Source organism: Bacteroides sp. Marseille-P3684, from assembly GCF_900291465.1.
Lineage (GTDB): Bacteria > Bacteroidota > Bacteroidia > Bacteroidales > Bacteroidaceae > Phocaeicola_A.
In genome coordinates this window covers 641,339-654,167 of the sequence record NZ_LT985808.1, presented here as the reverse complement: position 1 = coordinate 654,167, position 12,829 = coordinate 641,339, and the positions used below count along the sequence as shown (strand labels likewise).

General features: G+C 60.9%; 9 protein-coding genes. 2 read left to right on the top strand and 7 right to left on the bottom strand.

The window, feature by feature from the left end:
- Positions 1–19: 19 nt before the first annotated feature.
- The 7 genes from C8275_RS02575 to C8275_RS02545 form a co-directional block, all read right to left on the bottom strand.
- On the bottom strand, positions 20–631 hold the full coding sequence (locus C8275_RS02575; RefSeq protein ID WP_106483979.1) for a polysaccharide deacetylase family protein: 612 nt from the start codon (positions 629–631) through the stop codon (positions 20–22).
- A gap of 9 nt (positions 632–640) precedes the next feature.
- The gene (locus C8275_RS02570; RefSeq protein ID WP_106483978.1) at positions 641–4,015 is read right to left on the bottom strand and encodes a protein O-mannosyl-transferase family; all 3,375 of its coding nucleotides are present in this window, start codon (positions 4,013–4,015) and stop codon (positions 641–643) included.
- Positions 4,016–4,149: 134 nt separating this feature from the next.
- Positions 4,150–4,938: a metal ABC transporter ATP-binding protein gene (locus tag C8275_RS02565; RefSeq protein ID WP_106483977.1), complete on the bottom strand. Its 789-nt coding sequence runs from the start codon at positions 4,936–4,938 to the stop codon at positions 4,150–4,152.
- 52 nt (positions 4,939–4,990) lie between these two features.
- Positions 4,991–5,875: a metal ABC transporter solute-binding protein, Zn/Mn family gene (locus C8275_RS02560; RefSeq protein ID WP_106483976.1), complete on the bottom strand. Its 885-nt coding sequence runs from the start codon at positions 5,873–5,875 to the stop codon at positions 4,991–4,993.
- An 86-nt stretch (positions 5,876–5,961) separates the two neighbouring features.
- A complete protein-coding gene (locus tag C8275_RS02555) occupies positions 5,962–7,338 on the bottom strand; it encodes a S9 family peptidase (protein WP_106483975.1) in 1,377 nt (458 codons plus the stop codon).
- A gap of 74 nt (positions 7,339–7,412) precedes the next feature.
- Positions 7,413–8,531, bottom strand: coding sequence for a DNA-processing protein DprA (gene dprA / locus C8275_RS02550; protein ID WP_106483974.1), 1,119 nt, complete (start codon positions 8,529–8,531; stop codon positions 7,413–7,415).
- A complete protein-coding gene (locus tag C8275_RS02545; RefSeq protein WP_106483973.1) occupies positions 8,524–8,931 on the bottom strand; it encodes a thioesterase family protein in 408 nt (135 codons plus the stop codon). The genes dprA and C8275_RS02545 overlap by 8 nt, the downstream gene beginning before the upstream one ends.
- 915 nt (positions 8,932–9,846) lie before the next feature.
- Here C8275_RS02545 and topA point away from each other — a divergent pair.
- Together topA and C8275_RS02535 are read left to right on the top strand one after the other, a co-directional pair.
- On the top strand, positions 9,847–12,189 hold the full coding sequence (topA, locus tag C8275_RS02540; RefSeq protein WP_106483972.1) for a type I DNA topoisomerase: 2,343 nt from the start codon (positions 9,847–9,849) through the stop codon (positions 12,187–12,189).
- A 109-nt stretch (positions 12,190–12,298) separates the two neighbouring features.
- Entirely contained in the window at positions 12,299–12,826 is a 528-nt protein-coding gene (locus C8275_RS02535) for a shikimate kinase (RefSeq protein WP_106483971.1), read from the top strand.
- Positions 12,827–12,829 lie beyond the last annotated feature (3 nt).

Below are 12,829 nucleotides of genomic sequence, written 5' to 3'. Positions count from 1 at the left end.
GGGGAATGGAGGTTGCCCGTCAGTCGAACACCTTGAACTCGTAGCCCTGCTCCATGAGCCACTCGATGGAGCGCGGCAGGGCGTACATGGTATTCTCCTTCGACTTGATGGAGTCGTGGAAGGTGATGATGGAGCCGTTGCGGGCATAGCGTTTGACCTTCTCGAAGACCTGCCGTCCGTTGAGGTGCTTGCTGTAGTCGCGTGTCACGAGGTCCCACATCACGATGCGGTAGCGTCGGCGCAACATCTCGTACTGGAGCCAGCGCATGTGCCCGTGTGGCGGACGGAAGAGGTCTGTCTGTATGAGCTCGTTTGCCTTGTCGGCGTTCGCCAGGTAGTTCTTCGTCAGCCACTCGAAGCCCCTCAGGTGGTTGAAGGTGTGGTTGCCCAGGCGGTGTCCGCGTTCCTTGATCATGGCGAACTCGCGCGGATGTTTGCGCACATTGTCCCCAACGAGAAAGAAGGTAGCCTTGATGCCGTAGTGGTCGAGCACGTCGAGCACCCACGGTGTCATCTCGGGGATGGGCCCGTCGTCGAACGTCAGGTAGACTGCCTTGACGGACGGGTCCATGCGCCAGATGGCTTGCGGATAGAGCCAACGTACGATGCGGGGAGGCTGCTCGATGAACATAGGCGTGCTTTACCCTCCGATGCGTTGGCTGAACTGATGGTAGAGCATCTCGAACTTCTGCTTGTAGGCATCGGCGTAGTCAGGCTTGCTCTTCTCCGTCTGCATGCACTTGACGATTTCGTCGAGCAGGTAGAAGTGGTAGATGCAGTCCTGCGCATAGGCGACAAGCGTGGGTGAACGCATGCTGAGGTACCAGTTGACATAGGAGAACGACTTGTCGGCGAGCGCCTTGAGGATGGTGTTGCCCTGTTCTGCCTTGCCGAGCGTGAGGTAGTCCTTCGCCAGGTCGAGCGAGCTGTTCTGGTAGTCATAGGGGACGCTGGCAGCGGGGACGACGCGGTCGCAGTATTCGAGTGCCTTGAGTGCCTGTTCGTTCTTACCCTCCTTGAGGAGCTGTCCGGCGAGGATGGCGAAGAGGCGGCGGTGCGTGCCGCACATGCGCAGGATGTTCTCATCCAGGTAGACCGACGGGTCCTCGATGCCTCCGAACTTGAACTTCGTCATGAGGTTGTCGTACATCTTCCGGGAGTCGACGACGTATCCCTTGCCGGGCTCCTGCGGGTATCCGTACTTCCGCCAGTCGAAGGGGGTGATGCGGTAGGCGAGTCCCTCCTGTACGAAGAAGGGGTCCAGGCCCATGTGGTTGTCCGAGCCGACGGTGATGGCGACATAGAGCGGCCGTACCCAGTTGGTCTGGGCGAGCATCTCCAGCATCATGAGTTCGCTCTTGTAGAGGGTTCGTTTGCGGAGGGGTATGTACATCTTGTCGGGCAAGCTGTCCTTGTACTCTTCGGGAATCATCATGCCCGAACGGCGGATGGCGTCCTTGTCGAGGGTGATGTGGACGGTGTCGGTCGGGATGAAGTGGAGGTCTTCGTCCTTGGAGCGCACCCAGTACTTGAGGATGTTCTTGAGTTCGAACGGGTCGTCGCCATACTGTTGGCGTGCAGCCTCGGGGTGTGCCTTATAGATGTCAAGAATCTGTTGCTTCGCTTCCGGTCGGACGGTGATGTATTCGTTCTTTCCGCTGACAAACTCGATACGGTCCCAGGACACCGGCACCGACGGGGAGTCGTAGGCGGGACGCTTCATCTGGTCTATGTACCAGTCGGTCTGCAGGTAGCTCAGGTTGCAGACGCGGGCGTCGGTACGCACTCCTTCGGTCTCTTGGTTATACCACAGGGGGAAGGTGTCGTTGTCGCCGTTGGTGAAGATGATGGGGTTGTTGCCTTCGGGCAGGCTGTTGAGGTAGTTCTGTCCGAAGTCGCGACAGGTGTAGCGTCCGCTGCGGTCGTGGTCGTCCCAGGTCTGGCTGGCCATCTGCACGGGGACGAGCAGGCACACGACGGAAGCGAGGGCAGCCGCGGTGGTGGCGTTGAGCTTGCGCCGCCGGAGAAATTCGCTGACAGCAGCCACACCCAGTCCGATCCAGATGGCAAAGGCGTAGAACGAGCCTGCATAGGCATAGTCGCGTTCACGCGGCTGGAGCGGCGTCTGGTTGAGGTAGAGCACGATGGCGAGTCCGGTCATGAAGAAGAGGAAGAACACCACCCAGAACTGCTGGATGCCGCGTTGTCCGCGGAAGGCTTGCCAGAGGAGTCCGAGGATGCCCAGCAGGAGCGGCAGACAGTAGAACACGTTGTGGCCCTTGTTGGCTTTCAGCTCGTCGGGCAGCTTGCTCTGGTCGCCATAGAGGAGGTTGTCGATGAGTGGGATTCCGCTGATCCAGTTGCCGTGCTCCGGCTCCCCGTTGCCCTGGATGTCGTTCTGGCGTCCTGCGAAGTTCCAGAGAAAGTAACGCCAATACATGAAGTTCACCTGGTAGGAGAAGAAGAACTTCAGGTTCTCCCAAGTCGTAGGCATCTTCACCATCACCGGGTTGCCGCACTCGTCGTAGGGGATGAGGTGTCCCTTCACGCCATTGACCCATTCTCCCTTCTCGTTGCGGTAGCCTCCGAACCACTGCTCGTAGGCGGCGATATGCTCGTTGGCGCTGCTGTACATGCGGGGGAAGAGCATGTTCTGTGCGTACTTGTATTCTGTCTTATGGCGTACTATCTCATAGCTGTCCTTCTCGTCGGGTGATTCCTTCTCTTTCCGCTGGTAGACGGGAGCTCCCTCCTCGGAGACGGGGACGCAGTACTGCCCCTCGATCTTCAGGGCTACCTTGGAGTTGTAGGCAGGTCCGTAGAACAGTGGGGTATCACCGTACTGTTCGCGGCCGAGGTAGTCGCCCAAGGTAAAGATGTCCTCGGGTGAGTTCTGGTCCATGGGGGGATTGGCGGACGAACGTATCACGATGACGGCATAGGAGGAGTAGCCGATGACCATCATCGTGAGGCAAAGGATGGACGTATTGAGTGTGCGCGGACTGACCATGAGCCGCTTGCCGAACACGCCCCAAAGGCAGGCGCCGACCAGCGCCAGGAACACGATGCCGAAGACGATGCTCTTCACGCCGTGTCCAAAGAAGGGAATGCCCAGCAGGGCTATCGTCAGCAGGAAGGCGATGTTGGCACGCCGCGCACTGGCATAGTTGTAGCTCTCGTAGATCGCCCACACGAGCACGGCGAGCAGGAACACGATGTAGACGATGAGTCCGCTGTTGAACGGCATGCCGAAGGTGTTGACGAAGAGCAGCTCGAACCATCCGCCCACCTTCACGATGCCCGGCACGACGCCGTAGAGCACGACTGCGATGAGCACCATGGAACCGGCGAGGGCGAGCAACGAGCCCTTCACGTTCGCGTTCGGGTTCTTCTTGTAGTAGTAAACGAGTACGATGGCGGAGAGACAAAGGAGGTTGAGCAGGTGCACGCCGATGGAGAGTCCCGTAAGGTAGGCTATGAGCACCAGCCAGCGGTCGCTGTGCGGTTGGTCTGCACAGTCCTCCCACTTGAGTATCAACCAAAACACGACAGCTGTGAACAGGGACGAGTAGGCGTAGACCTCTCCCTCGACCGCACTGAACCAGAACGTGTCGCTGAAGGTGTATGCGAGCGCACCGACGAGTCCGGCACCCATGATGGTCACCAGTTGTCCGGTGGTCATCTTCTCCACACCCGGGCAGACGAGCTTGCACGTCAGGTGGGTGATGCTCCAGAACAGGAACATGATGCAGCCCGCACTGAGCAGTGCCGACATGATGTTGACCATGTACGCCACTTCCGACGGGTCACTGGCAAACTGGGAGAAGAGGTTGGCGGTAAGCATGAAGAAAGGTGCACCGGGCGGGTGACCCACTTCGAGTTTATAACCGGTGGTGATGAACTCCGGGCAGTCCCAAAAACTGGCGGTCGGCTCGACGGTCATGCAGTAGACTACTGCCGCAATGAGGAAGGTGAACCAACCCATCAGGTTGTTGATACGACGGTATTGTCTCATTCAGAATCGTTGTTTGTTAATCTTTTCACACTAAGCCGCAAAGATAGGAAAGAAATAACACAGCCTGCGTGTCTGTCCGCGGCTTTCTTTGTTTAATAAGTTTATTTAACCGATAGGGAGGGGCGGACCTCCGTCTACTCCCGGGAAGAGTCGTCGGCGTGGCAGCAGTGACTCTTCAGTACCCGATGGGGCAGGTTGCCGTGTCCCAGCAGGTCGATGGGGCAGCCGAAGTGCTTGTCAATCCATTCCACGGGGACCTCCGTGTCGGGGTGATAGTCGAGTGTCTCGTTGACGCAGGCGATGGTCTTCACCGTCTGCAGGATGGTACCGATGTCGTGGCTCACCAGGATGATGGCGCAGCGCCGGTTGATGTCCTCCAACAGCTCGTAGAGCTTCGCCTCGAAACGCTTGTCGATGTACGTGTTCGGCTCGTCGAGGATGACGAGGTCCGGTTGCGAGATGACCGCGCGGCCCAGCAGTGCACGTTGCATCTGTCCGCCGCTGAGTTGTCCGATGGGGCGCCGTTCGAGGCCTTCCAAGCCCATGCGCGACACGACCTCACAGACGCGGGCACGCTGTTCCTCCGTGTAACGGCGCAGGAGTCCCTTCTCGCCGCTCAGTCCGGACAGGATGACCTCTTCCACCGATATGGGGAACTTCTTGTCTATCTGGTTGTACTGCGGCAGGTAGCCCATTTTCAGACCGTCCGTGGGACGCCCGTCGCGGAAGAAGCTGCGCTTGCCGGACAGTGGCGCCAGCAGGCCGAGGATGACCTTGATGAGGGTCGTCTTGCCGCCTCCGTTGGGTCCGATGACGCCCAGGAAGTCGCGGTCATAGACCGTCAGGTTCACGTCGCGCAGGACGACCTTCTGCTCGTAGCCTGCCGTGATATGTTCGAGAGTGAGGATGGGATTCGTTGTCATAGTTGTGCGATAAAATGAATCGTAACCGAAGGCACTGCCCAATTGTCAATTGTCAATTGTCAATTGTCAATTGCCGGGCGGTCTCCACCAGCTCCTCGTCCCAATGGTAGTTGAGCGGGTTGATGGTCACCAGACGGGCGCCCAGCTCCCGCGCCACCAGCTCGGCGTTGCGGCTGTCGAACTCCCGTTGGACGAAGACCGTGCGGACGCCCTGCTCGCGGCACGTGCGGATGAGCGTCTGCAGGTGGGCGGGCGAAGGCTCCTTGCCGCCTTCCTCCAGGCAGAGCTGCGTCAGTCCGTAGTCACGGGCGAAATAGGACAGTGCCGGATGATAGATAAGGAACGCGCGAGGCGCCCCCTCGGACAGGAGACCGCGCACGAGGCTGTCCGTCCGTGTGATGACTCCCTCCAGGCTGTCCAGGCGTGCGGCATACTCCCCGCGGTGCAGGCTGTCCAGCCGGCAGAGGGCGGCACAGACGTTGCGCGCGATGATGCGTGCGTTCGAAGGCGAGTTCCAGAGGTGCGGCTCCACGCCGCCGGCATGGCGGTGCCCCTCGTGTTCATGGTCCGCCTCGCGGATGAGCGGAACGCCCTCGGAGAGGTCGAAGACCTGCATCTGCGGTGCGTTCGCCTCCAGACGGTCCATCCACGCCTGCTCGAATCCGATGTAGCCGATGCGCAGGTACGCGCGGCTCGCGGCAAGCTCCATCAGCTGGCGCGGTGTCGGGTCATAGGTCTCCGGGCTGCTGCCGGCAGGCACCATGCAGTTCACCTCGAAACGGTCGCCGGCAATCGCCTCGGCGAAGTAGCGCACCGGTTCGAGGGTCACGGTGAGCGTCGGTTTCCCGCCTTCCGCCTCCGCCCCGCCCGGACGGCACGAAGCGCCCGTGAGCAGCAGCAAGGCCAGCTGGAAGCAGTGTGTAAGCACATGTTTCATAAGTCGTCAGTTTGATTGCACAAGGGCGTAACGCCCGTGCAAAGATACGGCGGTTTTCCGACAGGCGGAGCAGGAAGGGCGATTTTTTACGGCAATGCCTCCATCCAGGCAGCGAGGTCGGCGAGTACCTCCGGGCTGATGGTCTCCTCGATGGAGCCGTACTCGGCGGGAAGCCCGGTGGTGCAGTGCTGGAAGAGATGGTTCAGACCGGGGTAGCGCTTCACCGTCACGAGTCGTCCCGGCACGTCAGGCAGGGCGCGGCGGATGGCGTCGGGGTTCACCGTGGCGTCCACCTGCGTGTCGCGTTCCCCGTTGAGCACCAGCACGGGACAGCGGACCGCCTTCAGGTCCGTCTGCGGGTCATGGCGCAGGAAGCCGCGCATCCACGGGGTGCAGAAGGTGCTCAGCTGACGGCGGAGCTGTTCGCGCTCGGCATCGGTCAGCTGACGGCCCGTCTGTCCGCCGTAGAGGGTCACCAGACGGTCGAGCAGCACGTCGGCTGGCAGCTCGCTCTCAGCCAGCGCATACACCTGCCGCAGCAGGCGGCAGAGCGACTCCACGCGCCCCTCGGGCATGCCCTCCAGCCGTGCCAGGTCGGCGTTCTGCCTCAGCAGGATGCTGTCCCCCTTCACGCCCGGACCTGCCAGGGAGACGACGAACGCCACGTCGTCCCGTTGTGCGGCGGTGTGGAATGCCATCGCCGCACCCTCGCTGTGTCCCAGCAGCCCGATGCGCGACGGGTCTATCTCCGGACGCGCCTTGAGGTAGTCCATCATGCACGAGGCGTCGGCGGCACCGGTGAGCGTCGTGGCTGACGCGGCACTGCCCGTCGACCGGCCCGCTCCCCGGTCGTCGCAGCGCAGGACGGCAAAGCCCCGGCGCGTCAGGCAGTCGGCAATGACGGCAAAGGGCCTGTGCTCCATGATGGTCTCGTCGCGGTCCTGTGTGCCGCTGCCCGTGAGCAGGATGACCGCCGGACGGGGTTTGCCGCCCTCGGGGAGGGTCAGCGTCCCGGCGAGGGTCACGCCCTTGTCCGCACCGGGCAGCGTCACCTCCTCGCTGCGGTAGGGGAAGGGCGGACGGGGTGTCTGCGGACGGCGCACCTGTTCCACGCCCCGGGTCAGGCGCAGCGGAAGCGATGCCGCCCCCTGCTGGAAGGTCCCGTCGATGAGCGAGTCGCCCCGCAGGACCCCGGTGTAGCGGACGCCCAGTGCCGCGACGGTGAAGGTCACGAGCGAGTCCGTCCGTGTGACGGCATCCATGGGGATGCCCCGTGCGCCCTGGTCGGGCGAGTCCAGCGTACCGGACCAGCCTCCGTCCGTCTGCTCGAAATGAGTCACGAGACGCAGCTTCATCGAGCCGACGTCCAGCCTGCCCTGCCAGTCGCCTGCCAGCCCTTGGGCGGACAGACCCCGGACGCAGAGCGCCAGGAGCAGGAAGAGAGTGATGTGCAAGTGTTTCATATCTTATTCATTAGCGATTGGTCAGTGATGATGGTAAAGTAGCAAGGAATCACACCGCACGGCAGTGTCAGTTGTCAATTGTTCCTTGTCAATCGATATCCGTTTCCTGCCAGCGGACGTACCAGCCCTTTCATCTCCAGCCCGAAGAGGGTCGTGCTGAGCTGCTGGACGGAGAGGCCCGTCCCGGCGGACAGGGCGTCGGTGGAGATACCCTCGGGGGACTGGCGCAGACGGTCGACCACCTGACGTTCGTCGTCACTCAGCTCGGTGAAGAGGGAGGGCTGCACGGGCTGTGCCGTCGGCTGACTACCCACCCAGCCCAACGCCGACGCCAGCTCAAAGGCGCTCTGCAGAAGCACTGCCCGCCCTTGACGAATCAGGTTGTTGCACCCCTCCGAACAGGGGGCGCCCACGGGTCCGGGGAAGGCGAAGCAGGGGCGGTGGTAGTCCCCGGCAAGGCGCGCGGTGATGAGTGAACCGCCACGGGCGGCAGACTCCACGACGACGGTGGCGTCGCTCATACCGGCGACGATGCGGTTGCGGCGCACGAAGTTCTGGCGCTCCGGCTCCGTCCCGATGTGGTACTCCGTCAGCAGACCGCCCCGGCGCACCATCCGCCCGGCATCGCTGCGGTGGGCATAGGGATAGATGCGGTCGAGTCCGTGTGCCAGCACCCCGACGGTGTCCAGCCGGTTGTCCAGTGCCGCCCGGTGGGCACTGATGTCCACGCCGTACGCCAGTCCGCTGACCACCAGCACGTCGGGACAGAGCTGGCTCAGCTCGGAGAGGAACCGGGAGCAGAGTTTCTGCCCGTAGTCCGTCACGCGGCGGGTGCCCACGACGGACACCACGCGCGCCCGGTTGAGGGGTGCGGACCCGCAGTAGAAGAGCACCAGCGGGGCGTCGGGCAGCATACGCATCCGTGCCGGGTACGCCTCGTCGAGGAAGCTCAGGCAACGGACACGGTGCGACGCGTCGTAGTCCCACTCCCGGTGCGCCCGTTCGCGCAGGGAGGGGTCGGCGAGCGACGCCCGTGCCTCGTCGGTCAGTCCCTGCACCCGCAGCAGCTCGTCCGGGTATTCGAGCGCAGCCGCCAGGGAGCCGAAGTGCTCATGGAGCCTCCGCGCGCCGGCGATGCCCACACCCTGTGCGAAGTGGAGCACCAGGGCGGCAAAGGTCTCGCGCTCATCCATGGAGATAGGGGGCAAAGAGTTGGTCGAACAGGGGGCTGTCGCTCAGCCGTCCGTCGACCAGACAGACGGTCTCGACGGTGGCGCGGAGGCTCACCTTCCCGTCGGGCAGACGGAAGATGTCCTGGTGGAAGACGTACTTGATGCCCTCCTTGCGCAGGTAGAGCTTCGAGACAAACTCGTCGCCGCTCTTCAACGGCGTCTTGAATGCCATGTTGATGCGTGCCACGACGGGGTCGATGCCTTCGTCGTGCAGGCGTGCGAAGCTGGCACCGGTGGTGTGCAGGAACTCGTGTCGGGTATGTTCCAGATAGTGTTGGTAATTGGCATTGTTGACGATGCCCTGGAGGTCGCACTCATAGTCGCGCACCTTCATCGTGAGTTCGAAGATGTATTTCTCCATTTTCTGCCTTCATGATTAGTAGGCTACAAACTTACGCTTTTTTTGTGAAAAGGCAATCGGAGGGGCAATGGACAATCGTTTCGATTGACAGCTGTCAATGGAAGAAGCGACGTGCGCTTCTGACAGATTGTCAAACGAAGCGCGCGAGAAGGGGCTTCGTTGCATCCAAATACGGATTGGTGGGCAGGAAGGGCCTTCTCGGGCGATTCGCGAAATACACATTGACGGCACTTTCGTCCGTTTCCTTTCTTTCTGCCTCATCTTCCTGCCCGTTTGTACCCTTTCGTCGGTCTTTTCACACGGACGGACGCAATTTCACACCTTCGGAATCGTACCCCCTTGCGCTCTAAAAAATGAAAACAGGTGGCTGTTTTCGTACGGACGAACGACCACGACGGTGCGGACACGTCCGTACGACGGTAGTCGTTCGTCCGTACGAAGCCAGTCACAGGTGCTTTCGACCGTAGAAATGAGTTCGGCGGATATCTTTTTTGCGTTATAAACGGTATAATTATGTAAATAAGGGTTTATTTCGACGCGTTCTGACGGAGGTATCTTAAAATAATTAACGCGCAATTTTCCAATTGGGACAAAATTGCGGATTTGCGCGTTACCTGAAAACGCTGAATCGGGAAAATGTGATGTTAAAACCGACGTTTTAATTGACAATTGTCAATTGATGTTCGTTGGACCGGGCGACCAGACCGGTCGCCCCTACATTCACCGCCTGATGGATTCAGGCATACGCCGAAGGGCAATTGTCAATTGTCCATTGTCAATTGTCAATTGAATCGTTGTCCATTGTCAATTGAATCGTTGTTTTCGCAAAAAAACACAGATTTAGACCTTATAATATGGTGTAATCTCTCTTTTTTCCTACTTTTGCCGCACGTTAAATTATTAACAAAGACACACATGCAAAAGAATCTGGTCATTGTTGAGTCACCTGCCAAGGCTAAAACCATCGAGAAGTTTCTGGGAAAGGACTATAAAGTGCTCTCCAGTTACGGTCATATCCGCGACCTGAAGAAGAAAGAGTTCAGCATCAATACCGACACCTTCGAACCCGACTATGAAATCCCTGCCGAGAAGAAGAAACTGGTCAGCGAACTCAAACAGGAAGCCAAGAAAGCAGACATGGTGTGGCTTGCGTCCGATGAGGACCGCGAGGGAGAGGCCATCTCCTGGCACCTCTATGAAGTGCTGGGACTGAAGCCTGAGAACACCAAGCGCATCGTGTTCCACGAAATCACCAAGAATGCCATCCTGCGCGCCATCGAGCATCCGCGGGACATCGATATCAACCTCGTCAACGCGCAGCAGGCACGACGGGTGCTCGACCGCATCGTCGGCTTCAAGCTCTCGCCCGTGCTCTGGCGGAAGGTCAAGCCTGCCCTCTCTGCGGGACGGGTGCAGTCCGTCGCCGTCCGCCTCATCGTCGAGCGCGAACGGGAAATCCAGGCATTCCACAGCGAAGCGTCCTTCCGTGTGACCGCCGTCTTCTCGACCACCGACGCCGACGGACGGCCCGCCGAGATACGTGCCGAGCTGAACACCCGCTTCAAGACCGAGGACGAGGCGAAGGCATTCCTGGAGAAGTGCCGACACACGGAGTTCACCGTGCAGGACATCACCACCCGTCCGATGAAAAAGTCGCCGGCACCGCCCTTCACCACCTCCACCCTCCAACAGGAGGCGGCACGCAAGCTAGGCTTCACCGTGGCGCAGACCATGATGGTCGCCCAACGGCTCTATGAATCCGGATTCATCACCTACATGCGTACCGACTCGGTGAACCTCTCTTCGCTCGCCATCGGCACCAGCCGCGAGGCCATCACACAGCTCATGGGCGAACGCTACGTGCAGACACGTCAGTTCACCACCAAGAGCAAGGGAGCGCAGGAGGCGCACGAGGCCATCCGCCCGACCTACATGGAGCACCAGACCATCGAGGCGGACTCGGCGGAACGAAGGCTCTATGACCTCATCTGGAAGCGCACCATCGCCTCCCAGATGGCGGACGCCGAACTGGAGAAGACCACGGCGACCATCGCCCTCACGGGCATGAGCGAGACCTTCGTCGCTACGGGCGAAGTGGTGACCTTCGACGGTTTCCTGCGTGTCTACCGCGAGTCGCTCGACGACGAGGAGACGGAAGACGAGAGCCGCCTGCTGCCCCCGCTCAAGAAGGGGCAGAAGCTCGACTGCGGACGCATCGTGGCTCAGGAACGCTTCACGCAGCACCCGCCGCGCTACACCGAGGCGAGTCTCGTGCGCAAGCTCGAGGAGCTGGGCATCGGACGCCCGTCGACCTACGCTCCGACCATCTCCACCATCCAGCAGCGCGGCTACGTCGAGAAGGGCGACAAGCCCGGCAAGGAACGTACCTACAAGGTCCTCACCCTGAGCGGAGGGCGACTCACCACCGCCACGCGGAGCGAGACCGCCGGCAGCGAGAAGGGCAAGCTGCTGCCCACCGACGTGGGCACGGTGGTCAACGACTTCCTGCTGCAATACTTCCCCGGAATCATGGACTACAACTTCACCGCCAGCGTGGAAAAGGAGTTTGACGAGGTAGCCGAGGGCGACAAGCAGTGGACCACGCTCATCCGCCAGTTCTACGGCGAGTTCGAACCGATGGTCGAGCAGACCCTTGCCGTGAAGACCGAGCACAAGGTGGGCGAACGCGAACTGGGCACCGACCCCGTCAGCGGCCGTCCGGTGTTCGTGAAAATCGGACGCTTCGGTCCCGTGGTACAGATTGGTTCGGCGGACGACGAGGAGAAGCCCCGCTTCGCGCAAATCAACAAGGGCCAGTCCATCGAGACCATCACGCTCGACGAGGCGCTGGAGCTGTTCAAGCTGCCCCGCACGCTCGACGACTACGAGGGCAAGCCGGTCATCATCGGGACGGGCAAGTTCGGTCCGTACGTGCGTCACGACGGGAAGTTCATCTCCCTGCCGAAGGGCGCCGACCCCATGACCTTCAGCTACGACGAGGCCGTGGAGCTAATCGTTGCCAAGCGTGCCGCCGAGGCGCAGAAGCACATCAAGCGCTTTGACGAGGAGCCGGAGCTGGAGATTCTCAACGGACGCTACGGTCCCTACATCACCTACAAGGGCAACAACTACCGTCTGCCCAAGACACTGAAGGTGGAACCCAAGGACCTGGAGCTTGCCGACTGCCTTGCCATCATCAAGGAGCAGGACGAGAAACCCGTCTCGACGAAGGGCCGCCGGTTCGCCAAGCGCAAGTGAGCCTTCCCCGACGGAGGGGAGACCGTCCGCCTGCACACCGGCGGAGAGAACAACCAACAGACATCAAACAACCCTGACGCACCCACCGTGCGTCCCTACAACATACGTAATGACAAGAATCATCCTGATCGGGTACATGGGCTCCGGCAAGACAACGCTGGGCAACGCCCTCGCCCGGGAGTTGGGCCTGCCCTTCTTCGACCTCGACTGGTACATCGAGAACCGTTTCTGCCGCACCGTGACCCGGCTCTTCGAGGAACGGGGTGAAGAGGGCTTCCGCCGCATCGAGCACGAGATGCTCCACGAGGTGGCGGAGTTTGAGGACGTGGTGATTGCTGCCGGCGGCGGCACTCCCTGCTTCTTCGACAACATCGACTACATGAACCGCCAGGCACAGACCGTCTACCTGAAGGCGACGCCCGAGGTGCTCTTCCGCCACCTGCTGCCGGGCAGGCAGAAGCGCCCCCTGCTCGCCGGCAAGACCGACGAGGAGATGCGTGCCTACATCATCGAGTCGCTCGCCCGGCGGGCACCGTTCTACGAGCGTGCCAACTACATCTTCGACGTGAACCTGCTGGAGACCCGCCAGCAGATACAAGCGTCACTCGAACAATTGCGAACTATGTTAAACCTATAAAAC